Origin of the sequence: Photorhabdus sp. RM323S (assembly GCF_042879375.1) — a bacterium.
GTDB lineage: Bacteria > Pseudomonadota > Gammaproteobacteria > Enterobacterales > Enterobacteriaceae > Photorhabdus > Photorhabdus tasmaniensis.
The window spans coordinates 42335-63255 of record NZ_JBHFKZ010000025.1 but is presented as its reverse complement, the minus strand read 5'-3'; the positions used below and the strand labels follow the sequence as shown (position 1 = coordinate 63255).

The window sequence follows — 20921 nt, the reverse complement described above, 5'->3', positions numbered from 1 at the left end:
GGAGCGTGGTTATGCTGGTAAAAATCAAGGGGTTAAAATTGTTGGCTTCGATTCTGGCAGTAAATCGGGATAATCCAGCGTAAAATGCAGGCCCCGGCTCTCTTTCCTTTCCAGCGCACAACGTACGATTAATTCAGCGACTTGCACCAGATTGCGTAATTCCAGCAAATTATTAGAGATTCTGAAATTGGAATAATAATCATGAATCTCCTGTTGCAGCATATTAATACGACGCAATGCGCGTTCCAGGCGTTTGGTTGTACGCACAATACCAACGTAATCCCACATAAATAGACGTAATTCGTGCCAGTTGTGTTGAATGACGACTTGTTCATCTGAATTGTCAACACGGCTCTCATCCCAGAAAGGGAGTTCTGGCACCTCTTCGATTTTTTCAATTTGTTGTTGGATGTCTTCCGCCGCAGACCAGCCATAAACCAGACACTCCAACAGGGAATTGGATGCCATACGGTTTGCACCGTGCAGGCCAGTATAGCTGACTTCACCGATAGCATATAAGTTGTTGAGGTCAGTGTGGCCCTGATGATCGACGACTATGCCACCACAGGTGTAATGCGCGGCAGGAACGATGGGAATCGGTTCTTTTGTCAGATCAAATCCCAGCGTTAACAGTTTTTCATAGATCATCGGAAAATGCTGGATAATGAAATCAGTTGGTTTATGGCTGATATCCAGAAACATGCAGTCAGCACCAAGGCGTTTCATTTCATGGTCAATAGCCCGTGCAACAATATCGCGGGGTGCCAGTTCAGCGCGCTCATCAAAATCAGGCATAAAGCGGCTGCCATCCGGTCGTTTCAGATAAGCACCTTCACCTCGCAGGGCTTCTGTTAGCAGGAAATTACGCGCCTGTGGGTGAAAAAGGCAGGTCGGGTGAAACTGGTTAAATTCCAGATTGGCGATACGGCAGCCCACGCGCCATGCCATTGCTATGCCATCACCAGATGAGATATCGGGATTCGTCGTGTACTGATAGACTTTAGCTGCACCACCGGTTGCCAGTACAACAACCTTAGCGCGATAGGTATCCACCTGTTCCTGCTGGCGGTTCCAAATATAAGCGCCAACGACCCGGTTATTACCATCGAATTGGGCTTTATTTGAAGTAATTAAATCAACTGCGTTGCAACGCTCTTTTACTGTGATGTTCGGATGAGACATGGTTTTTTCAACCAGTGTGGTTTCGACTTCTTTGCCGGTTGCATCAGCATGATGCAAAATACGCCGATGGCTGTGTCCACCTTCACGGGTCAGATGATATTGTTTTTCTCCATCTTCACGGGTTTCTGTATCAAATAAAACACCCTGATCAATCAGCCATTGCACGCAATGACGAGCGCTGCTGGCGGTAAACTCAACGGCGCTTCTATCACAAAGTCCTGCTCCGGCGATAAGGGTATCTTCAACATGAGATGCGATACTGTCTGTTTTATCAAATACAGCGGCGATACCCCCCTGTGCATAATAGGATGCGCCTTCGCTGAGAACACTCTTACTTAATACAGTGACTTTATATTGTGAGGCCAGCCGTAAAGCCAGAGACAGGCCGGCTACACCGCTGCCTATGATAAGGACATCGCTGTAATGTTGCGGGAATAATGATTTCATAATTGATGATGTATGAAGATGACGGGTAAAATCATGTTAACCTATCAGATAGGATAAAGGCTATGATTGCAACAAAATGATGGCAGAAATTGAACTTCGCAGAATTTTATTACTCAAAGCCATGCTTGCTTAGAAAAACGGGACATCATGGTTGGTTCAATAAATATAAATGTGGAGCTTTGCTTCGGGAGATTTGACCTCGGATGAGCGAGCAGTTAACGGATCAAATGCTGGTTGAGCGAGTGCAGAAAGGTGATCAAAAGGCGTTTAACCTACTGGTAATCAGATATCAGCATAAAGTGGCGAGTCTTGTATCCCGCTATATTCCGCAGGGTGATGTTCCTGACGTTGCGCAGGAGGCATTTATTAAAGCATATCGGGCATTGGCTTCATTTCGTGGCGATAGTGCTTTTTACACTTGGTTGTATCGTATAGCAGTTAACACTGCGAAGAACTATTTGATTTCTCAGGGGCGGCGTCCGCCATCCAGTGATTTGGATGTCAATGACGTAGAAAATTATGAAGCTTCAAATGCACTAAAAGAAATTTCGAACCCTGAGAATTTAATGTTGTCAGAAGAGTTAAGGCAGGTGGTTTTCCGAACCATTGAGTCTCTTCCTGAAGATTTGCGAATGGCTATAACGCTAAGGGAATTAGATGGGTTAAGCTATGAAGAAATAGCGGCTGTTATGGGGTGTCCGGTAGGTACTGTTCGTTCCCGTATCTTCCGTGCAAGGGAAGCCATTGATGATAAAATTCAACCACTGATTTAAAATTAAAAATAGTGGAACAATACTGAAGGGTACTTTGACATGCAAAGAGAAAAACTTTCCGCACTGATGGATGGCGAAACTCTTGATAGTGAAGTCGTTAGTATTTTATCTAAAGATTCTGCCATGCAGAAACGCTGGGAAAATTACCACTTGATACGTGATGCATTGCGTGGTGATGTGACCGGAGTATTGCATATGGATATTGCAAGCCGGGTCGCATTAGCGCTTGAAAAAGAACCTGTGCATTTTAACCCTGGGGCTGTTCCTGAATCTCAACCGCAGCCAGAGACTTGGCAAAGAATGCCGTTCTGGCAAAAACTTCGCCCTTGGGCAAGTCAAATTACTCAAGTGGGTGTTGCAGCCTGTGTTTCGCTGGCAGTATTGATAGGTGTGCAACAATACAATAGTCATAATGCTGTGGATCTTGAATATCAATCTGATACGCCGACATTTAACACATTGCCAATGATGGGATCTGCTTCTCCAGTGAGTTTGGGGGTGCCTTCCGGTGATGATATGTTTGGCAATGATCAGCGTATTCAGGTGCAGGAGCGTAATAAACGCATTAATATTATGCTGCAACAATATGAGTTCGACCGCCGCGTACATTTTGAACAAAATGACAGACGGAGAATTCCATTACCGGTTGCTATTCCGGTTCCCGGAACGCAATCGTTAGGAACGCAACAGCCATAATGAAACATATCTGGTTCTCCGTCTCTTTGCTGGCGGGCAGCCTGTTTACTCCTTTACAAGTCTCGGCGCAGTTCAGCAGCGCTGAGGCTTTGTTGCAGGAGATGGGTAATGCTACTCAGTCCCTGACTTACGAGCTTGCTTTTATTAATCTCAGTCAGCAGGCTATTGTCTCAGTTCGTTATCGTCACGCCATTATCAATGGTATTCCAATTGCTCAAATCATGCAGATGGATGGTTCCCGCAGGGAGATTGTCCAGCGTGGTAATGAGATCAGTTATTTTGAGCCTGGATTGGATGCTTTCAGTCTTAATGGTGATCATATTATTGATTATTTACCTGCCGTTATTTTTGCTGACTTCACTCAGTTGAAAAAATACTACAATTTCATCGACGTTGGCCGTACTCATATAGGCGACAGACCTTGTCGGGTTGTACGCATCATTTCTAAAGATGAAGTGCGTTATAATTATATTTTACTGATCGATGAAAAAACGCGTTTGCCATTACGTATCGATTTACTTGATCGTGATAGTGAAACACTTGAGCAATTTCGGGTTGTTTCCTCCATAATAGGTGGCGATATCGATAATGCAATGAGTGTTATTACCCGCCTGAATATGCCACCCATGCTGGTAATTCCATCGTCAGAAAAAGTGGTATTCAACTGGAAAGTAGGGAAATTGCCGGATGGTTTCACCGAAGTTTCACGTAACCGGCGTAAACTGTCAAATGCTGACTCGCTTGAGTCCATCATGTTCAGCGATGGTTTATTCAGTTTTTCAGTGAATGTGACTAATGCTGATAAAACCGGTAAGTTGGAACATCCTCTCCGACGCGGACACCGAACGATCTATAGTGTAATACGTGGAGCTAATGAGGTGACAATTATTGGTGAATTACCTCTGGCAACCGCCAAGCGTGTTGCTGCGGGTGTCGCGTTTATAGGAGCTAACTGATGGTCAAAGAGTGGGCGACAGTAATCCGCTGGCAACAGGGGAAGGCATTATTACGTTATGGTTCCTCTTCTGGTTGTAGCAGTTGTCAGGCACGCGCGACGTGTGGTTCTTATTTACTGAATAAATTGGGGTCTGATGGCATACATCAGCTCGAACTTGAGATTTTACAGCCGTTACAGCCAGGGCAGAAAGTGGAAGTCGGGATCCCGGAAGGGAGCTTATTACGTTCAGCGTTGCTGGTTTATTTGACACCACTTATTGGGTTATTCCTGGGGGGGGCGCTTTTTCAGCTATGGGTAACCAATCAATTATGGGTATTTTGTGGTGGTGTTTTAGGAGGCGCATTAGGGTTCTTCCTTGCCCGCAAAGTTGCCACTTATTGGGATAATCAGCAGGAATATCAACCCATCGTTTTACAAATCGGCTTGCCTCCTGATGCAATTCATATTCAGCATCAGGAATAAATCTGTTTTAATCATCCAGAGCTTTTAATGCCTCATATTTAAAGCCACAGGCATGACTAGGTTTTCGTAGATTTGGCATGTAGAATACAGCCTTTCCGGCCAGTGGCCGGCCTATAAACCGTCGCTTTATGTCCCTCTGTGTGTCCATTAGGCGAATGATTCAGAAATATCAAGGCAGAAAAATATTTATAATGAAGCAAATACGAAATTTCTCCATTATTGCTCACATTGACCACGGTAAATCGACGTTATCTGACCGTATTATTCAAATTTGTGGTGGTTTAACAGATCGTGAGATGGCAGAGCAAGTGCTGGATTCTATGGATCTTGAGCGTGAGCGTGGTATCACCATTAAAGCACAAAGTGTCACTCTGGATTACAAGGCGAATGATGGTCAACTCTATCAATTGAACTTTATCGACACCCCGGGGCACGTAGACTTCTCCTATGAAGTTTCTCGCTCGCTGGCTGCCTGTGAAGGGGCGTTGCTGGTGGTTGATGCCGGACAGGGCGTGGAAGCTCAGACACTGGCTAACTGTTATACCGCGCTGGATATGGATCTGGAAGTTGTTCCTGTTCTGAACAAAATCGATTTACCGGCGGCTGAACCTGAGCGTGTGGCGGAAGAGATCGAAGATATCGTCGGTATTGATGCTACCGATGCCGTGCGTTGTTCAGCAAAAACGGGTGTAGGCGTACAGGACGTCATTGAGCGTTTGGTTAAGGAGATTCCAGCACCGGAAGGTGATTCTGATGCGCCGTTACAGGCACTGATTATCGACTCATGGTTTGATAACTACCTTGGTGTTGTCTCCCTGGTTCGGATTAAAAACGGTACCCTGCGTAAAGGCGACAAAATCAAGGTGATGAGTACCGGCCAAGTGTATAACGCTGATCGTCTCGGGATTTTTACTCCTAAGCGTGTTGACCGTGATGTGCTGGGTTGTGGTGAAGTGGGTTGGCTGGTGTGTGCGATTAAAGACATTCTTGGTGCACCCGTGGGGGACACATTGACACTGGCCCGGCAACCAGCGGAAAAACCACTCCCGGGATTTAAGAAAGTCAAGCCACAGGTTTATGCCGGGCTGTTTCCTATCAGCTCTGATGATTATGAAGGATTCCGTGACGCATTGGGTAAGTTGAGTCTGAATGACGCATCTTTGTTCTATGAACCGGAAAGCTCGACTGCACTGGGTTTTGGTTTCCGTTGTGGTTTCCTTGGTCTGCTGCATATGGAGATCATTCAGGAACGTCTGGAGCGTGAATATGATCTTGACCTCATTACCACTGCGCCAACTGTTGTTTATGAAGTGGAAACGACCAGCCATGATATTCTCTATGTGGACAGCCCATCTAAGCTGCCGCCACTGAATAATATTGAAGAGTTGCGTGAGCCGATTGCCGAGTGTCATATGTTGTTGCCCCAGGAATATTTGGGGAATGTCATTACGTTGTGTATTGAGAAACGTGGGGTGCAAACTAACATGGTTTACCATGGTAAACAGGTTGCACTGACTTACGAAATACCGATGGCTGAAGTGGTTTTGGATTTCTTCGACAGATTGAAATCTACATCCCGCGGTTATGCTTCACTGGATTATAATTTCACTCGCTTCCAGGCTTCTGATATGGTTCGTGTGGATGTGTTGATTAATGGTGAGCGAGTTGATGCATTAGCGTTGATTACTCACCGTGACAATGCGCAGTACCGTGGCCGGGAACTGGTGGAGAAGATGAAGGAACTCATTCCTCGTCAGCAATTTGACATCGCAATTCAGGCTGCGATTGGTAATCACATTATTGCTCGCTCAACAGTGAAGCAATTGCGTAAAAACGTCTTAGCAAAGTGTTATGGTGGTGACGTCAGCCGTAAGAAAAAGCTATTGCAGAAACAGAAAGAAGGTAAGAAACGCATGAAACAAGTGGGTAACGTTGAGTTACCACAAGAAGCTTTCTTAGCCATTCTTCATGTTGGTAAAGACCATTAATAAGCTTGTAAGGAGTCTAAATGGCTAACACTTTTGCCCTGATCCTAACGCTGGCAACGTTAGTCACCGGCATTATTTGGTGTATTGATCGTTTCAAATGGGCCCCAGCGCGTAAGAAAAAACTTATCAGATTGCAAGAGCTGACTGAAGGTACAATGGATCAGGAGCATCTGGCTGAGACTATTAACAAACCAACATGGGTGGATACTTGTGCATCTATTTTCCCTGTGTTAGCCGTGGTTCTGATCCTGCGCTCTTTTGTTTATGAGCCATTTCAGATCCCATCGGGTTCTATGATGCCAACTTTATTGATTGGTGATTTCATTCTGGTAGAGAAGTATGCATACGGGTTGAAAGATCCCATCACGCAAACAACACTGATCAAGACCGGTGAACCAAAACGTGGTGATATCGCAGTATTTAAATATCCGTTGGATCCAAGTTTTGACTATATCAAACGGGTAATTGGCTTACCGGGCGATAAAATTATTTATGATCCGATAAAAAAAGAGCTGCGGGTTTTCTCTGGTTGTAGCAAAACAGAAAGTTGTAAGGAAGAATTACCGGTTTCTTACGGTTCACTGTTCCCAAGTGAGTGGACAATGCAGCAGTATGGCGTTAACTCCAAGGGCGAAAACCTGAAAAAGATAGGTGTTTTCCAAATACCGGTTGAAGAAACATTACCGCCTTACAGTCGGCGGCAAGGTGAACGAATTGAGAATTTGGGAACGGCGATACACCATATTCTAGAGATTCCGGGTTTATTGCCGATGCCTAATTTCCGTCAGCCTGGTTTTCCGGAAGGAATGTGGATTGTACCCGAAGGCCACTATTTTATGATGGGTGACAACCGTGATAATAGCGCGGATAGCCGTGAGTGGGGCTTTGTTCCTGAGAAAAATCTGGTTGGCCGCGCTTCAGCGATTTGGATGAGTTTTGAGAAACAGGAAGGGGAATGGCCTACCGGAGTTCGCTTTAGCCGCATTGGTGGAATTAATTAATATTTCTATATTAGCGAAGCATTAATTTTACTCACAGTGTAGAATATCCTTTCAAACTTAATAACTGGCTCCCCTAAGGAGCCAGTGCAAACGCAACAGTTTTGTCAGAATTTCCTGTAACAGGTCTGTTGCGTGTGCGTTTTTATTTGACGAATTCTGACCTATATTTGGTAGCACATGAATCCCATCGTAATTAACAGATTGCAGCGTAAGCTGGGGTACACTTTTGATCAGCATGATCTGCTGGTACAAGCGTTAACTCATCGTAGTGCCAGCAGTAAACATAACGAGCGGCTGGAATTTCTTGGTGACTCAATTCTGAGCTTTGTCATTGCCAATGCACTGTATCATCGCTTTCCTCGTGTAGATGAGGGGGATATGAGCCGGATGCGCGCCACATTGGTGCGTGGTAATACTTTGGCTGAATTGGCAAGGGAATTTGAATTAGGTGAATGTCTGCGTTTGGGGCCAGGTGAATTGAAAAGCGGCGGCTTCCGTCGTGAATCTATACTGGCTGATACGGTTGAAGCACTGATTGGTGCTATTTTCCTTGATAGCGATATTCAGGCCATTGAAAGAATTATTTTGAGCTGGTACGAAACCCGCCTGAATGAAATCAGCCCTGGCGACAAACAAAAAGATCCGAAAACCCGTTTACAGGAATACCTGCAAGGGCATCACCTGCCTCTGCCATCATATCTGGTTGTTATGGTTCGTGGTGAAGCCCATGACCAGGAATTTACTATTCACTGTCAAGTGAGTGGTATTGAACAGCCGGTTAAAGGAACAGGCTCCAGCCGCCGCAAAGCGGAGCAGGCGGCGGCGGAGCAAGCATTAAAACAACTGGAGCTTGAATGAGCGAACAAGAAACCTATTGTGGATTTGTTGCAATAGTCGGACGACCTAATGTGGGTAAATCCACATTGCTGAATCAGCTTTTAGGTCAGAAAGTATCTATCACTTCCCGCAAACCACAGACTACCCGTCACCGTATTATCGGTATTCACACTGAGGGTGCTTATCAGATCATTTATGTGGATACTCCCGGATTGCATATTGAAGAGAAACGGGCGATTAACCGGTTGATGAACCGTGCGGCCAGTAGCTCTATCGGTGATGTGGAGCTGGTCATTTTTGTTGTTGAAGGGACTCACTGGACCTCCGATGACGAAATGGTTGTGAATAAACTGCGTAGCTTGCATTGTCCGGTTTTACTGGCTATCAATAAAGTGGATAATGTGACAGATAAAGCCACCCTGTTGCCACATATTGGTTTCCTCAGCAAACAGATGAACTTCCTTGATGTTGTACCGATGAGTGCTGAAAAAGGCATGAACGTAGATACGATCGCAAAAATTGTGCGCGGACATATGCCGAAAGCAACTCACCATTTTCCGGAAGATTATATTACTGATCGCTCCCAGCGTTTTATGGCGTCTGAAATTATCCGAGAAAAACTCATGCGTTTTCTCGGTGATGAATTACCCTATTCTGTCACGGTTGAAATTGAGCAGTTCGTGGTGAATGAGCGCGGTGATTACAAGATCCACGGTTTAATTCTGGTTGAGCGTGAAGGCCAGAAGAAAATGGTTATCGGTAATAAAGGCAGTAAAATTAAAACTATTGGTATTGAAGCCCGTCAGGACATGGAAAGACTGTTTGATGTTAAAGTCCATTTGGAACTATGGGTTAAAGTTAAAGCGGGCTGGGCTGATGACGAGCGGGCACTGCGTAGCCTGGGTTACGTCGATGATTTGAAATAAGGGCTCACCTGTGGACGGTTGGCAGCGTGTTTTTGTTCTTCATGGGCGTCCTTACAGTGAAACCAGTCTGTTACTGGATCTGTTTACTGAAAATGAAGGACGGATCAGTGTATTGGCAAAAGGTGCACGCAGCCGTCGTTCCAATCTTAAAGGCTGCTTGCAGCCATTTACTCCGTTACTGGTTCGTTGGAGTGGTCGGGGGGCAATTAAAACGCTGCGTGATGCCGATCCTATCTCTCTCGCCCTTCCTCTTACCGGCAGCGTGTTGTACAGCGGTTTATATATCAATGAATTGTTGTCAAGAGTGCTTGAACAGGGAACAGCTTATCCCGCTTTATTCTTTGATTATCTCCAGTGTTTGCAGATTCTTGCTGCCAGCGAATATACACCGGAACATGCATTACGCCGGTTTGAGCTGGCGTTGTTGGCAAATCTTGGTTATGGCGTTGATTATCTTCATTGTGCAGGAAGTGGCGAACCTGTGGACGATACAATGACTTACCGTTATAGAGAAGAAAAAGGATTTATCGCCAGTCTGGTTGTTGATCACTACAGTTTTACCGGGCGTGAATTAAAATCACTGGCCGCCCGTGAATTCCCTGATTCAGTAACATTAAAAGCAGCAAAGCGTTTCACCCGTATGGCTTTAAAACCTTATCTAGGTGGCAAGCCTCTAAAAAGTCGTGAGTTATTTCGGCAGTTTGTATGTAAAAAGCCTGAAGAGAAAGAAAACTAATGAATTTGTTTCTCTTCATAATGGAAAGTGTAAACTTGTTACTATTCAATATGACTACAGGAGATAAATATGGCTGAGGTATTGTTAGGTATTAACATCGATCACATTGCGACAGTGCGCAATGCCCGTGGCACAGTTTATCCTGACCCTATTCAGGCTGCTTTTATTGCAGAGCAGGCGGGTGCGGATGGTATTACTATTCATTTACGTGAAGATCGCCGTCATATTACTGATCGGGATGTTGAACTGTTGAATGAAACTATCCAGACCCGGATGAATCTTGAAATGGCCGTGACAGATGAAATGATAGATATCGCCTGTCATATCAAGCCTAAATTTTGCTGTCTGGTGCCTGAGAAACGTCGGGAAGTAACAACAGAAGGGGGTTTAGATGTTATTGGTCAGAAAGATAAAGTGGTTGAAGCGATTAAGCGTTTATCTGACGCGGGTATTCTTGTTTCGTTATTTATCGATGCGGATCACCAGCAGATTGATGCTGCTAGTGAGGTTGGTGCACCGTTTATTGAGATTCACACAGGTGCTTATGCTGATGCAGAAGATGAAATAGAACAGGAAAAAGAGTTCCAGCGTATTAAAGAAGCTGTTACCTATGCTGCTGGCAAGGGGCTGAAAGTTAATGCGGGCCATGGACTAACGTATAATAACGTACAACGTATTGCTGCTCTGCCGGAAATTTATGAACTGAATATTGGTCATGCAATAATTGGGCGGGCGGTATTCAGTGGCTTGGCTGCTGCGGTGGCAGATATGAAAACTGAGATACGGAAAGCTCACCGTTAATGACTATTATTGGGTTAGGTACAGATATTGTTGAAATTGCCCGTATTGAGGGTGTTGTCGGACGCTCGGGTGAGCGTCTGGCAAAACGCATTCTCAGTGAATCAGAATGGCAGCAATATCAGCAACATGAAAAACCGGTTCGTTTTCTGGCTAAACGTTTTGCAGTAAAAGAAGCCGCGGCAAAAGCGTTGGGAACTGGTATCCGTAATGGGCTGGCATTTAACCAGTTTGAAGTGCTTAATGATTCTCTGGGAAAACCTATTCTGCGGCTCTATGGTGCAGCCGCAGAATTGGCACATAAACTGGGGGTAACCTCTTTGCATGTCACATTGGCTGATGAGCGTCGTTACGCTTGCGCGACAGTTATTCTGGAAAGTTAATTTCAGATTTTATCGGTATGATGCAATAGCACAAATTTATCCCACAATTGTTCTTCTGTTTCCTGGCGGCCGGGATCGGTAATAATCGTATTGTTTATCGGACAGACTGACTGGCAAGTAGGAGCATCATAATGGCCGATGCATTCAGTGCAACGGTCAGAATTGATTTCATAAATTTCATCTCCCATTGATATAGCCTGATTGGGACATTCTGGTTCGCACATATCACAATTGATACAGCTCTTTTTAATTAATAACGACATTTTAATAAATTAACTTATTCTTTGTTTTAAATCAGTGTGTTATTGATAGTTTTTATTCCTTGATATTACACACTTCTTATATTTCTATACAACATAAATTACATTGAAAAACTTTGTTGAGATGGTTTTTAGGTATGAGCGCTTTGAGGGAGAGTTTCAGGCGGAAAGATCTGTCTGAGGGAGCGTTCTTAACATGACGGCCAGCTCCGTTTGGTGAACGGAGCTTAATTGAAACAAAATGCCGGATGAAAAACCAGCACTTTGTCAGTTATCTGAGCCTTCCAGACTGGAAGGCTTTTATTCAAAATTTTGCTTTAATATCAACGCTATCGGCATTCACATCTTTAATATGTTCTTTTGTCAGCCGGTAAACAACCGGACTTAACAATGCTATTGCAATCAGATTCGGGATTGCCATCATTGCATTTAATGTATCGGCCAGTAACCAAACGAAATCCAACGATTGAGTAGCACCAACCATTAAAGCAATAATCCATACCACACGGAAAGGTGTGATTGCTTTTTGTCCAAATAGATACTGAATGCATTTTTCACCGTAGAAACTCCAGCCAAGAATCGTAGTAAAGGCAAATATTATCAAAGCGCCTGCTACAATATAGTTTCCACCAGGAATCGTCGCAGAGAAAGAGGCCGCTGTTAGTGTCGCACCAGTCTGACCGGTTAACCAACCACCCGTAATGACGATAGTAAAGCCAGTGATAGAACAAACAATAATAGTGTCAATGAAAGTCCCAAGCATGGCAATCAACCCTTGACGAACCGGGTTTTGGGTTTTCGCTGTTGCATGAGCAATCGGCGCACTTCCCAACCCCGCTTCGTTAGAGAAAATTCCCCGGGCCACACCAAAACGAATTGCTGCCCATACTGCCGCACCAGCAAAGCCACCTTGCGCGGCAACAGGTGTAAATGCAGATTTAACAATCAGAGCAAACGCAGCAGGAATTTCACTGAAATTCACGCCCAGAACAATGATCCCAGCAGCTAAGTAGGCAACCGTCATAAATGGTACTAATTTACCTGCAACATCAGCAATACGTTTAATACCACCGATAAGTACTGCACCAACTAGAATCGCCAGTACTATGGCGGTTACCATGGTAGAAACACCGAAGTTACTTTGCATTACATCAGCAACAGAATTTGCCTGTACGGTATTACCGATCCCAAAACAGGCAATACTGCCAAATACCGCGAACAGCGTTCCCAACCAGGCCCACTTTTTACCCAGGCCATTTTTTATGTAATACATAGGGCCACCAACATAGTGACCATTTTTATCAACCTCACGGAAACGGACCGCCAATACAGCCTCTGAATATTTAGTCGCCATGCCGACTAATGCGGTTATCCACATCCAAAACAGGGCACCCGGCCCACCTAATACAACCGCAGTAGCCACACCGGCAATATTACCTGTACCAATGGTGGCAGAAAGTGCAGTCATCAGTGCGTTAAACGGCGATATTTGCCCTTCTCCCCGCTGATGATTACGCTCAAACAGTAATTTAAAGCCCGTGCCCAGTTTACGTATAGGCAGAAAAGAGAGACGGATCTGCATGAAGATCCCAACCCCGAAAAGACCGACCATCATCGGTATTCCCAACACGACCCCGTTAATAGCACTTAGCCATTCTGTGATTAGCCCCATAGATTAGATGCCCTCAGATATTCCATAACAAAATAACAACATATGCGCAGCAATCTAAATAAAAGAATATTTACAGAAAATAAGCGAGGAAAAATTCCGTAAAAAAGGAAAAAGATTTGATACTTGTGAGTGATATCACTCGATAGAATTTTAAGATAGGATACCCCAAATTTGTTATACCAAATCCATCACGAAATTTTCACATCTGCCCCTCTCTCTTGAATATTAATAACTTACTGATACACCTAACTCTTTTAACTAACTAAAATAAATATCAATTTACATACTTAATTTTTCTGTTAATTAATGAGTTTCTTTGTATTATTTTTAAAAAATAATGAGTTAAACAAATAACATCTCAGCATAAATTATCAAAAATTTTTAAGAAAAATCCTTTCTCCATCTATCGTATTTTCCCTCTTAAACAAACCATTATCTGGAATAGGTTTATTACAACAGCCAACAAAACAATAGAAAAATATGTGCAGTATTTTTTATCATCATAAAATTACTAAATCTTTCTCGAGCCACTTCACAATAATTGAATAACCTTATTGTGTTATTGTTCCATTCAACTCATTTTGTCGGCTTAAGTTAACGAATAAGAGGAGGATCACATGATGGAACAACAATATTTCATTGGTATTGATGTTGGTTCAGCCAGTGTCCGTACTGCGGTTTTTGACCAGCACGGCAAACGACATGCATTCTCTGTCCTCCCTATTCAACAATTTCATCCAAAAACCGATTTTATCGAACAATCTTCTGAGAATATTTGGGCCCAAGTGTGTACAACAGTAAAAGAAGCTGTCGCATTGGCGAATATTAATCCCCTTGATGTTAAGTCAATCGGTTTCGATGCTACCTGTTCACTAGTCGCTGTAGCGAATGAAGGTCTGCCGCTTTCTGTAGCTGAAAATGGGGATCCTGAACACGACATCATCATGTGGATGGATCATCGGGCAACCAAAGAAACCATCACGATAAATCAGACTAATGATCCGGCACTATGCTATGTGGGTGGTGAAGTCAGCCCTGAAATGGAACTACCGAAGATATTATGGCTAAAAAACCATTTTCCTCAGCGTTATCAGGATGTATGGCGTTTCTTTGATTTAGCCGATTTTTTAGTGTGGAAGGCCACTGCCGCTGATGTAGCCAGTATCTGTACTCTTACCTGTAAATGGAACTATCTGGCTCATCAAAAACAGTTCAGCGAAGATCTACTTCATGTGGTGGGTTTAGAAGATTTAACCGATAAAGTTCCATCTACCATTCTTGAGATTGGCGAGAAAGCCGGTTATCTGACCGCTAAAGTGGCTAAGGATTTTGGGCTACACACAGGAGTTGTTGTCGCTGGTGGTATTATCGATGCACATGCGGGTGGGTTAGCACTGGCCAGTGCATATCCAGAAGGCAGTCTGGTCATTATCAGTGGAACTTCAAACTGCCACATGATTGTCAGTCCCCATCCTGTCATGGTTCCAGGTGTCTGGGGACCTTATTTCGGCGCAATGCTACCCGGTTACTGGCTCAACGAAGGTGGGCAAAGCGCCGCCGGTGCATTGGTTGAATGGTCAATTCGCCAGCATAACAGCTGGCAGGAGCTGGAAGCAGAAGCTAAGGCATCCGGTCATCAATACTACCAGCTACTGAATGAAGCCGTTGCTCGGTTAGAAAAACAAGAAAAATACCCAACTGTTTATTTACATATTTTAGCTGACCATCACGGTAACCGTTCACCAAGGGTAAACCCTAACGCCAAGGGAATGGTAAGTGGGCTCACGCTGGAAAATGATCGTGACGCCTTGGCCCGTCATTACCTGGCAACACTGCAATCTATCGCTTATGGCACTCGTCACATTATTGATGCATTAGTAGAAGCCGGACACCAGATAAACAGGCTGGCTATATGTGGGGGCGCAACCAAAAACCCATTATGGCTACGTGAATACGCCAACGCCACCGGACGTGAAATTCATCTGCCTCAGGAAGAGGATGCAGTCAATCTTGGTTCTGCTTTGCTTGGTGCTGTTGCCTGCGGTTTTTTTGAAGACTTCACTCAGGCAGCAAAATCGATGGTACGTGACGGCAGCGTTATCAAACCGGAAAAAGAGACCTTTTTATTTCATCAGGCTAAATATCAAGTCTATCTGCAAATGTACCGTGACCAACAACAATATAACAAAATTATGCAAACCTGCGGTTAATCTTTAATAATAAAAACCGGAATATAGCAGAATAGAACACATATTCGTAATTGCAACTTATAAAATAAATTAACAGTCGGTTAAACCGACCGTTGATATTAATATATTCATTTAAATATTTTATCGTTTTCTGGCGATAAGCGTTGCGAAGTTTAATTTTATTCTATTACCATTTTCATCTGTTTTATGAAGATGCCCAGGATTTTCATTATACTTAATCATTTCCCAATCAGCATAATAACTCTCCAATTCTCTTGGTTTTAAGAAACATTTAAATGGTAGTAATGAATATGGTGCAGAATCTGTTTCAATCGGGCAAACAATCAAATTAATCCCACCTTCATTTGTCTGTTTCTGCATATTGTGAATAATATCAGCGATTTTTTCCCGTTGCAGGAACATCAGCACTACAGTTGAAATAATTAAATCGTATTTTTCTACAATATTGTGCAAGTTAATATCATAAACAGCTGTATAGATATTTTTAATCTGTTGTTTCTCTTTAATAGCATTAATTGCATCAATATGTTGCAGACTGATATCCACTGCTGTAACGTCATAACCTCTTTCTGCCAGATAGAAAGCATTTCGGCCACGGCCGGATCCCAAATCCAATGTTTTACAAGGAGAAATAATATCTGCCAAATATCTGATCTCTGAGTGAGGCAATGACAAGTTATTTTGCTTATAAAACAGATATTGTGGTTCGCATAGGAAAGAGAGCTGGCATTTAATATCATCACTCGCCCATTTTATTTTATGCCAGACCTCTGGCTGAATAATGGGAGGTTGCTTTTGCACATTAAAGTATGCCGTTTTTTCCTGATCACCATCAAAAATTACAAACTCCAGTTCACCTTCAAGGATCTCAAGACAAGCATACGTCCCCTCTTTGGTGTTATGTCTTTCAGTAAACATGTCAGGAATGGTGTTTTTTTGCCAGATTGGCATTCGCTTATAGCAAACAAAATCGCTCATAGGAATTCCCTGATAATAAGATTCATTTTAAATGCATCTTATAGTTACATTCTGTCACTGTAAAGGCATAAAGTAACGGGAGTAAAATTTCGGCAGGTTCGCCGTAGCTATCCTTACGAAACAAAAGAAAAAATGATTAATCTTCTTTTTATTTAAGCAAACTCATTGATTGTCAGAAAACAGAATATAGTAAGATTTCATTGATAAAACTTCTCCGGCCTAAAGCCGGAGAAAAAGGTCAATCTTTATAACTGTATTGATAATGTCCGCCATAATAGAGACCGGAGTTTTTCTCTACCGCGTTTAGCAATACGCCCTTAATATGAATGCCGTTTTGCTCAAATCGGCGAATAGCAACGTCAACTTCTTTAACTCGCGTTTTATAATAACGGGCAACTAACAATGAAGTTCCTGCATATCTCCCAATAATCGCAGCATCGGTTACGGCTAAAATAGGCGGGGTATCTATCAATACATAATCATAATGCTCTTCTGCCCAAGATAACAACTCCTTGAATCTATTATGCATAAGCAATTCTGACGGATTAGGCGGAGTATCGCCCCGACTAACAAAATCAAGCTCAGTAAGATAAGTTCTGGTAATAACCTCTTTTAACTGATTCTGACCAGCCAGATATTCAGAAAGCCCCAAAGATTGAGGGCTTTCCAGCACCTTATGCAAATGGCCTCTTCTCATATCTGCGTCTATTAAAAGAACGCGTTTATTACCTAATGCCAATACTGCCGCAAGGTTCACCGAAATAAAAGATTTTCCCAATTCAGGAGCTGAACCAGAAAGAAGAATAACTTTATTTGCGGATTCCATCATTGAAAAATGCAGGGTTGTTCTAAGACTCCGCAATGCTTCAATAGCCAAATCAGTAGGATCATGAATAGCTAATAACCGCAATTTCTGACGATGAATTCTCTTTTTCTGTTGCTGTTCAAGTTTAGCCTGGGTATCAGATAGTGGGATAGTTGCATAAACGGAAATCCCTATTTCTTCCAATTGCTCAGGGCTTTCAATCCCTTTACGGAACATTACCCTTAATAAAACGACTCCGACTGATAATATAAGCCCTAACATTGTCATAGCGGCAATGATCAATGACTTTTTCGGTTTTACAGCTGAACTTTCTACAACAGCTTCATCAATAATACGTACATTACCAACCGTCCCCGCTTTCAGGATGTTCAATTCCTGCTGTTTATTGAGTAACTGAACATAAATTTCTTGTCCAACCTGAACATCCCGGGTTAAACGTAAAATTTCTTGCTGTGTTTTGGGTAACCGTTTGATTGACTGATTCAGCTCCTTTTTGGTGTCAACCAACGTCTTGCGCTTATCAAGCAACGCAACATAAGCAGGATGTTGTTTGGTATACAATTGCTGCAACTCAGCTTCTTTGAAAGTCAATTCATTGAGCTGTTTCTCAACCTGGACCAATGTCTCCAGAGCTGATTTTGCTTCAAGTGATAAATCGACAGATTCATTAGCCTGACGATACTGATTAAGTTCCTCCTCAGAACGATTGAGCGCCATTTTAACTTTAGGTAAATGATTCTTTAAGAAACCAAGACTACTCTCAGCCTCTTCTGTCTTTCTTGTCACATTCTGTTGCAAATAATTTTTACTGACACTATCAAGTATCAATTTGATTCTTTTACGGTCATTACCTTCTATTTCAAGCGAGATAATCCCGGTATTATTTCCTTTCTCCGTCACCCGTAAAGCTTGTTGTAGCGAGCGAATGGCATCCAACCGGGGCCGTTTAACCAATGTAAAACTTTGCCCTGGAGAAGCCAAGATATTTGAGATAAGCAAATTTATACCATCAGCATCAAGTACCTTGTTTACTTGCCCATGAAAAACCTGATCGTTAAACTCCAACCGATAATTTTCTGAATCATCAACATATATTTTTATCGCTTTGCCAATATACTCTGATGATACCGTAAAATTTTTAATAACAATGTCAAGCTTCGGCATACCTCGAAGACGGGCAATCCCCTTGCCTATCACAGGAAAATAGTCGGCTGTAACCAGAATATCCAGACTCAATTCCTTTACTGTCTTCCCTATTATCATTCTGGAAGATAATAGCTCCAATTCTGCTGATGTATCTGACTGTCTTCCAGACAGCATATCCGTCATGTCTCCGACTAAAGATAATGCACCACTTTTCTTTTCAACCTGCAATAAAGCATTCGCTTTGTATACAGGTGTAGCAATCAAGGAATAACCAAGACCAATAACCATGAATAAGAGAGTGATTCCGCCAATAGCCCAGCGATAATCGAATAAGGCACTAAGAAGACGGCCTAAATCAATTTCATCACTATCCGTATGTGTGTGATTTGATTTATCTGATGTAGTCATAAAAAGCCTATAATTACTTTCTTAAGAAGTAATGAAAAATAAAAAACCCAGAATCAAAAAATACTTATAAGTTATAATTTACCTAACCAACCATTAGCACTCTTAAATAACAATTGATATACATATTCATAAACCTCAATATCGGATTTATAAGGGTCAGGAATCTCCATTTCACTTAACCAATGACCAAAAAGCATTGTTTTCCCTCTTACCCCTAGGTTTATCCGGTTTACCGCCTCAATATGTTTTTTTTCCATAACCAAAATCAGACTTGATTGCTGACATAATTCACTGGTTAGCTGACGTGCGGTATGCCCTTCCAAAGACAATCCATGTCTGGACGCAACCTTACTTGAAAGCTCATGAGCAGATTTTCCTGTCAAAGCCGATATTCCCGCAGAATAAATCTCTTTCTGGGGAAATAGCTGCCGCAATAAACGCTCCCCTGTTGGAGATCGACAAAGATTACCCACACACACAATCAAAATAGAATTAAACATTAATTAGGCCACGTACGAATCCATCGGGTTGTTTCAGTCAGGTTATTAATGCTTGATATCGTTGGCACCAGTTGACTGATAACCCGGTTCCAGCGAACAATGGGAGCACTGGTAACATAAACAATATCATAAGGTTGCAAATTAAACTCAGTTCCCAGAATTAACGCCGTTGCATCCTTGGCATTGAGCTGATAAACATTAGCTATTTTTCCATTATTATCAGGCACATTGCGCAATGAACGGATAACAAAAATTCCACTCGCATCGCTTGATAATTGATCCATACCTTCAGCGTTACCCAATGCTTCTGTCAAGGTCATACCACTGCGATCCATACGCAACGTGCTCTGTTTTCTAACTTCCCCCATAACAAATACTTTCAAATCATCATTGCGAGGAATATATAAGATATCGCCAGAATAGAGCAGACGATTTTGCTTCAGATCACCATTTTGCATTAAATCCTGGAGAGAGATAATCGTCTCTTTCCCTTTATGGGTCAAAATGACTCTTTTCCAGTCAGCATTTTCAGTCAAGCCACCAGCATGGTTAATCGCATCAATAATAGTTAAAGGAACATTGGTGATAGGCTGTTGATCAGACTTGGCAACTTCGCCTGTTATATAGGCTTTTTGTGAACGAAAAGCAGCAATATTGACATCAATCTGAGGAGATTCGATATATTTTGATAACTTCTCTGTAATCAAAGTACGCACTTGAGTGACCGTTTTCCCTTTCACATGAAGTTTGCCAATATATGGATAAAAAATCGTTCCGTCAGAATGCACCCAGTTACCCGTATCACTGGCACTACGATACTGCCCCGCTGGTATTGTCAATTCAGGATGATCCCAGACAGTAACCATAATGACATCACCCACACCAATACGGTACTCATATTGCTGTAATTCTTTATCTAATTCAGGATTAGGGCGTGCAATAGCTGAATTTACTCGTAATTTTTCAATTAACCCTGGTGTTACCGGATAAACATTTACCAAATTATTAATATCATAGTTACTATCATTATCATTGATTATTTCTTTATTATAAACAGGAAGACTACTCCCAGGAGTAACAGTACAACCACCTAATAACATAGAGCCGGATGATGCCAGAACTATAATTAATTCCTTAATATTCATCAGAAATTTATCCTTAAAAAATAATAAATAAAAAAATACATCAATTAGTATTAATTATAATCTCCCTAAGAAAACCAGATTATAATATAATAAGATATAATATAATATAAAAATTTTGCTTAAGTATCGCAAGTCTCTATGTTACTGGTCATATCACTTTATAAAAATCAATAGAAATCAACTTAATACTTGAGATAAACTAAAACTATTAAATAAAATATAAACCGGGCAAATAATATTTTTATTAACTATTTAATTATAGAATGTATTTGATAAGGTATTATTGCAAATAAAAAGTAAGAACTACATCCCTCTGATGCAAGATAACAAGAACATTCATCAGAATTTATCGAAATTGAATGCATGATTGAGATTACATTAGAGGAAAAAATACACACCTGCTTGCGTCAAATCAGTGCTCACATAAGTGACCTTGTGATTTTATATGATGATGAAAGACTAAAAAAGCAGCAAATAGATTTATCAAACAAGATAAATTATAAAACACTAAAATTGGCTCCATCATAAACAATATCTCGGTGATATTGAATATTTCCGGACTAATAATTCAATTATTCACACTTTCAGA

The 20921-nt window shown here is 42.1% G+C and carries 19 protein-coding genes; 12 read left to right on the top strand and 7 right to left on the bottom strand.

Translation table 11 applies throughout. The features are described 5' to 3' along the window. Nucleotides 1–24: 24 nt before the first annotated feature. Entirely contained in the window at nucleotides 25–1629 is a 1605-nt protein-coding gene (gene nadB / locus ACGF7G_RS12195; protein ID WP_387465792.1) for an L-aspartate oxidase, read from the bottom strand. 203 nt (nucleotides 1630–1832) lie between these two features. Here nadB and rpoE point away from each other — a divergent pair, with 203 nt between their 5' ends. The 11 genes from rpoE to acpS all read left to right on the top strand — a co-directional run bounded on the left by rpoE (nucleotide 1833) and on the right by acpS (nucleotide 11187). Beyond that, nucleotides 1833–2402: an RNA polymerase sigma factor RpoE gene (gene rpoE, locus ACGF7G_RS12190; protein WP_387465790.1), complete on the top strand. Its 570-nt coding sequence runs from the start codon at nucleotides 1833–1835 to the stop codon at nucleotides 2400–2402. Nucleotides 2403–2441: 39 nt separating this feature from the next. Further along, nucleotides 2442–3098: an anti-sigma-E factor RseA gene (gene rseA, locus ACGF7G_RS12185; protein WP_387465788.1), complete on the top strand. Its 657-nt coding sequence runs from the start codon at nucleotides 2442–2444 to the stop codon at nucleotides 3096–3098. Continuing rightward, nucleotides 3098–4054 (top strand): sigma-E factor regulatory protein RseB, encoded by a 957-nt coding sequence (gene rseB / locus ACGF7G_RS12180; protein ID WP_387465786.1) that lies wholly within the window; start codon nucleotides 3098–3100, stop codon nucleotides 4052–4054. Before rseA ends, rseB begins: the two co-directional genes overlap by 1 nt. Continuing rightward, nucleotides 4054–4518, top strand: coding sequence for a SoxR-reducing system protein RseC (gene rseC / locus ACGF7G_RS12175; protein ID WP_387465784.1), 465 nt, complete (start codon nucleotides 4054–4056; stop codon nucleotides 4516–4518). The genes rseB and rseC overlap by 1 nt, the downstream gene beginning before the upstream one ends. 191 nt (nucleotides 4519–4709) lie before the next feature. Continuing rightward, nucleotides 4710–6506, top strand: a complete 1797-nt coding sequence (gene lepA, locus ACGF7G_RS12170; RefSeq protein ID WP_133815345.1) for a translation elongation factor 4 — start codon at nucleotides 4710–4712, stop codon at nucleotides 6504–6506. Between the two features lie 20 nt (nucleotides 6507–6526). Continuing rightward, nucleotides 6527–7507 carry a signal peptidase I gene (gene lepB, locus ACGF7G_RS12165; RefSeq protein WP_387465782.1) on the top strand — a complete coding sequence of 327 codons (981 nt, stop codon included), beginning with the start codon at nucleotides 6527–6529 and terminating at the stop codon, nucleotides 7505–7507. Nucleotides 7508–7684: 177 nt separating this feature from the next. Beyond that, on the top strand, nucleotides 7685–8365 hold the full coding sequence (gene rnc, locus ACGF7G_RS12160) for a ribonuclease III (RefSeq protein ID WP_387465781.1): 681 nt from the start codon (nucleotides 7685–7687) through the stop codon (nucleotides 8363–8365). Further along, nucleotides 8362–9270, top strand: a complete 909-nt coding sequence (gene era / locus ACGF7G_RS12155) for a GTPase Era (RefSeq protein WP_133815343.1) — start codon at nucleotides 8362–8364, stop codon at nucleotides 9268–9270. The genes rnc and era overlap by 4 nt, the downstream gene beginning before the upstream one ends. Nucleotides 9271–9280: 10 nt before the next feature. Continuing rightward, nucleotides 9281–10006 (top strand): DNA repair protein RecO, encoded by a 726-nt coding sequence (recO, locus tag ACGF7G_RS12150; RefSeq protein WP_133815342.1) that lies wholly within the window; start codon nucleotides 9281–9283, stop codon nucleotides 10004–10006. Between the two features lie 69 nt (nucleotides 10007–10075). Next, nucleotides 10076–10807, top strand: coding sequence for a pyridoxine 5'-phosphate synthase (gene pdxJ, locus ACGF7G_RS12145; RefSeq protein WP_133815341.1), 732 nt, complete (start codon nucleotides 10076–10078; stop codon nucleotides 10805–10807). Beyond that, on the top strand, nucleotides 10807–11187 hold the full coding sequence (acpS, locus tag ACGF7G_RS12140; protein WP_387465778.1) for a holo-ACP synthase: 381 nt from the start codon (nucleotides 10807–10809) through the stop codon (nucleotides 11185–11187). Before pdxJ ends, acpS begins: the two co-directional genes overlap by 1 nt. Before the next feature lie 2 nt (nucleotides 11188–11189). On the opposite strand, the gene ACGF7G_RS12135 is transcribed toward acpS, so the two are convergent. Then, on the bottom strand, nucleotides 11190–11450 hold the full coding sequence (locus tag ACGF7G_RS12135; protein ID WP_133815339.1) for a YfhL family 4Fe-4S dicluster ferredoxin: 261 nt from the start codon (nucleotides 11448–11450) through the stop codon (nucleotides 11190–11192). Nucleotides 11451–11751: 301 nt separating this feature from the next. After that, nucleotides 11752–13119, bottom strand: coding sequence for an alanine/glycine:cation symporter family protein (locus ACGF7G_RS12130; protein WP_387465777.1), 1368 nt, complete (start codon nucleotides 13117–13119; stop codon nucleotides 11752–11754). Between the two features lie 620 nt (nucleotides 13120–13739). On the opposite strand from ACGF7G_RS12130, the gene ACGF7G_RS12125 reads away from it, so the two are divergent. Beyond that, nucleotides 13740–15329 (top strand): FGGY-family carbohydrate kinase, encoded by a 1590-nt coding sequence (locus ACGF7G_RS12125; RefSeq protein ID WP_387465796.1) that lies wholly within the window; start codon nucleotides 13740–13742, stop codon nucleotides 15327–15329. Nucleotides 15330–15449: 120 nt separating this feature from the next. Here the strand turns inward: ACGF7G_RS12125 and tehB are convergent, their stop codons facing one another. From tehB to ACGF7G_RS12105, 4 genes are all read right to left on the bottom strand, one after another. After that, nucleotides 15450–16307 carry an SAM-dependent methyltransferase TehB gene (gene tehB, locus ACGF7G_RS12120; protein ID WP_387465775.1) on the bottom strand — a complete coding sequence of 286 codons (858 nt, stop codon included), beginning with the start codon at nucleotides 16305–16307 and terminating at the stop codon, nucleotides 15450–15452. A gap of 238 nt (nucleotides 16308–16545) precedes the next feature. Beyond that, on the bottom strand, nucleotides 16546–18687 hold the full coding sequence (locus tag ACGF7G_RS12115; RefSeq protein WP_387465774.1) for a polysaccharide biosynthesis tyrosine autokinase: 2142 nt from the start codon (nucleotides 18685–18687) through the stop codon (nucleotides 16546–16548). A 71-nt stretch (nucleotides 18688–18758) separates the two neighbouring features. Further along, complete coding sequence (locus ACGF7G_RS12110) at nucleotides 18759–19187, bottom strand: protein tyrosine phosphatase (protein WP_133815335.1); 429 nt, start codon at nucleotides 19185–19187, stop codon at nucleotides 18759–18761. Further along, entirely contained in the window at nucleotides 19187–20332 is a 1146-nt protein-coding gene (locus ACGF7G_RS12105; RefSeq protein WP_133815334.1) for a polysaccharide export protein, read from the bottom strand. The genes ACGF7G_RS12110 and ACGF7G_RS12105 overlap by 1 nt, the downstream gene beginning before the upstream one ends. Nucleotides 20333–20921 lie beyond the last annotated feature (589 nt).

Bases quoted from the DNA above. Each gene is read 5' to 3' on its own strand.
- nadB (WP_387465792.1), bottom strand. From the start codon at position 1,629: ATGAAATCATTATTCCCGCAACATTACAGCGATGTCCTTATCATAGGC.
- rpoE (WP_387465790.1), top strand. From the start codon at position 1,833: ATGAGCGAGCAGTTAACGGATCAAATGCTGGTTGAGCGAGTGCAGAAA.
- rseA (WP_387465788.1), top strand. From the start codon at position 2,442: ATGCAAAGAGAAAAACTTTCCGCACTGATGGATGGCGAAACTCTTGAT.
- rseB (WP_387465786.1), top strand. From the start codon at position 3,098: ATGAAACATATCTGGTTCTCCGTCTCTTTGCTGGCGGGCAGCCTGTTT.
- rseC (WP_387465784.1), top strand. From the start codon at position 4,054: ATGGTCAAAGAGTGGGCGACAGTAATCCGCTGGCAACAGGGGAAGGCA.
- lepA (WP_133815345.1), top strand. From the start codon at position 4,710: ATGAAGCAAATACGAAATTTCTCCATTATTGCTCACATTGACCACGGT.
- lepB (WP_387465782.1), top strand. From the start codon at position 6,527: ATGGCTAACACTTTTGCCCTGATCCTAACGCTGGCAACGTTAGTCACC.
- rnc (WP_387465781.1), top strand. From the start codon at position 7,685: ATGAATCCCATCGTAATTAACAGATTGCAGCGTAAGCTGGGGTACACT.
- era (WP_133815343.1), top strand. From the start codon at position 8,362: ATGAGCGAACAAGAAACCTATTGTGGATTTGTTGCAATAGTCGGACGA.
- pdxJ (WP_133815341.1), top strand. From the start codon at position 10,076: ATGGCTGAGGTATTGTTAGGTATTAACATCGATCACATTGCGACAGTG.
- acpS (WP_387465778.1), top strand. From the start codon at position 10,807: ATGACTATTATTGGGTTAGGTACAGATATTGTTGAAATTGCCCGTATT.
- ACGF7G_RS12135 (WP_133815339.1), bottom strand. From the start codon at position 11,450: ATGTCGTTATTAATTAAAAAGAGCTGTATCAATTGTGATATGTGCGAA.
- ACGF7G_RS12130 (WP_387465777.1), bottom strand. From the start codon at position 13,119: ATGGGGCTAATCACAGAATGGCTAAGTGCTATTAACGGGGTCGTGTTG.
- ACGF7G_RS12125 (WP_387465796.1), top strand. From the start codon at position 13,740: ATGGAACAACAATATTTCATTGGTATTGATGTTGGTTCAGCCAGTGTC.
- tehB (WP_387465775.1), bottom strand. From the start codon at position 16,307: ATGAGCGATTTTGTTTGCTATAAGCGAATGCCAATCTGGCAAAAAAAC.
- ACGF7G_RS12115 (WP_387465774.1), bottom strand. From the start codon at position 18,687: ATGACTACATCAGATAAATCAAATCACACACATACGGATAGTGATGAA.
- ACGF7G_RS12110 (WP_133815335.1), bottom strand. From the start codon at position 19,187: ATGTTTAATTCTATTTTGATTGTGTGTGTGGGTAATCTTTGTCGATCT.
- ACGF7G_RS12105 (WP_133815334.1), bottom strand. From the start codon at position 20,332: ATGAATATTAAGGAATTAATTATAGTTCTGGCATCATCCGGCTCTATG.